The 1,922-nt window shown below is 67.3% G+C and carries 2 protein-coding genes and 1 pseudogene; all 3 read right to left on the bottom strand.

Going from position 1 to position 1,922, the window contains the following annotated elements; translation table 11 throughout:
• Window positions 1–1,103 (bottom strand): TRAP transporter large permease (locus ACIKT0_RS17605; RefSeq protein WP_407106640.1); only part of this gene is annotated, 1,103 nt, incomplete at its 3' end.
• Window positions 1,093–1,635 (bottom strand): TRAP transporter small permease subunit, encoded by a 543-nt coding sequence (locus ACIKT0_RS17610; RefSeq protein ID WP_407106641.1) that lies wholly within the window; start codon window positions 1,633–1,635, stop codon window positions 1,093–1,095. The genes ACIKT0_RS17605 and ACIKT0_RS17610, both read right to left, overlap by 11 nt.
• A gap of 5 nt (window positions 1,636–1,640) precedes the next feature.
• A pseudogene (locus ACIKT0_RS17615) lies at window positions 1,641–1,922 on the bottom strand (ABC transporter substrate-binding protein); the annotation flags it as partial.

A 1,922-nucleotide genomic window follows, 5' to 3' on the forward strand; every position in this document is an offset into this window, starting at 1 on the left:
ACGACGTTGACGCCGTCCGCGAGCATCAAGGGCAGGAACATCGGCACGACGATGTAGCTGATCTCGATCCACTCGATGAAGAAGCCGAGCACGAAGATGATCGCCAGCATGAACAGCAGCATGCCGGTGGCGCCGCCCGGAACCATCGCGAAGGCGTCGTGGACGAGCCGCTCGCCGCCGAGGCCGCGGAACGACAGCGCGAACACCTGGGAGCAGATCAGGATGAAGAACATCATGGCGGTGATGCGCGCGGTCGAGTTCACCACGTCGACCAGCGTCTTCATCGAGAGCCTGCCGGCGACCGCCGCGACCAGGATCGAGCCGACCGCGCCCATCGAGGCGGCTTCCGTCGGCGCCGCGACGCCGCCGATGATCGAGCCCAGCACGGCCAGCACCAGCGCGACGGGCGGCAGGCCGACCTTCAGCGTCTTCATCCACAGCTCGCGGCGCGGCAGCGCCTGCCGCTCGGCGAGCGGGATCGGCGGGACCATCTCGGGCTTGAACACCCCGACCAGCAGGATGTAGGCGCCCAGGATCCCCGTTAGCAGCAGCCCGGGGAACACGGCGGCCGCGAACAGCGTCCCGACCGACTGTCCCATAATGTCGGCGAGCAGGATCAGGATCGTGCTCGGCGGGATCAGCTGCCCGAGCGTGCCGGAGGCGCAGATCGCCCCGCAGGACAGCCTGGTGTCGTAGCCGCGCTTCAGGAGCGTCGGCAGCGTCAGCAGCCCGAGCGTCACGATGGTGGCGCCCACGATGCCGGTGGTCGCGCCCATCAGCATGCCGACCAGCACGATGCCGAGCCCCATGCCGCCGCGCAGGCCGCCGGCCAGATAGCCGATCACCTCCATGAGCTCGTCGGCCATGCGCGATTTCTCGAGCATGACCCCCATGAACACGAACAGCGGAATGGCGATCAGCGTGTAGTTCGCCGTCACGCCGTAGATGCGCGCCGGCAGCAGGTTGAACAGGCCCGTTCCGAAGCCGAGCCAGCCGAACACGAAGCCCGAGATCGCGAGCGTCAGCGCGACCGGAACGCCGACGAACAGCAGGACGAAGAAGGAGCCGATGCAGGCGAGCGCGAGGATCTCGTTATACGGCATTGATCGACGCCGTCTTGAGGCCGTCCGAGCCGCCGAAGAACGGCTTCAGCGCGCGCAGCACGGAGGCGAGGCTCTGCACCCCGAACAGCGCGAAGCCGGCCGGGATCATGGCCTTGATGATCCAGCGATAGGGCAGCCCGCCGGGGTCGGGCGAGCCTTCGCCGATCCGGTAGGACTGCAGGACGTAAGGCATGGAGATCTTGACGATCAGGACCGCCAGCGCGAGCGCGCACAGCGCCGAGAACAGGTCGATGGCGCGCCGCGCGATCTCCGGCAGGCTCGAGTAGAAGATGTCGACCCTGACGTGCCCGTCATGCTTGATCGTGTAGGCGATGCACAGCAGCGTCAGCGGCGCCATCAGGTGCCATTCGAGCTCCTGGGTCGCGACCGATCCGATGTGGAGGAAGTAGCGGGCGATGACGTTGCCCGCCATGACGAGGACGAGCGCGAGGCCCGTCCATGCGGCGATGCGGCCCGAGACCTCGACGATCACGTCGAGGCGACGGGCCCAGTTCTCGAGGCGCTCGGACATGAAGGTCAGACGCCGCCGACCCGGATCTGCTCCTGGAACACGGCCTCGGAGACGCCGGCCCACTTGTCGTGCTTCTCCTTGAACGCCAGGAACGCGTCGTAGACCTTCTTGATCTTCGGATCGGAAGCCGCGAGGCCGTCCAGCGTCTTCTTGGTGGTGGCGCGCAATCCCTCCACGACGTCCTTGGGCAGGGGGCCGGCGATCACGCCCTGGTTCTTGACGAGATCGTCGAGCGCCTCGGCGTTGGTGGCCTCGCACCAGGTGTGGCTGATCGTGTTGCAGGCCGC

Source organism: Hansschlegelia beijingensis, assembly GCF_045505405.1.
Taxonomy (GTDB): domain Bacteria; phylum Pseudomonadota; class Alphaproteobacteria; order Rhizobiales; family Methylopilaceae; genus Methylopila; species Methylopila beijingensis_A.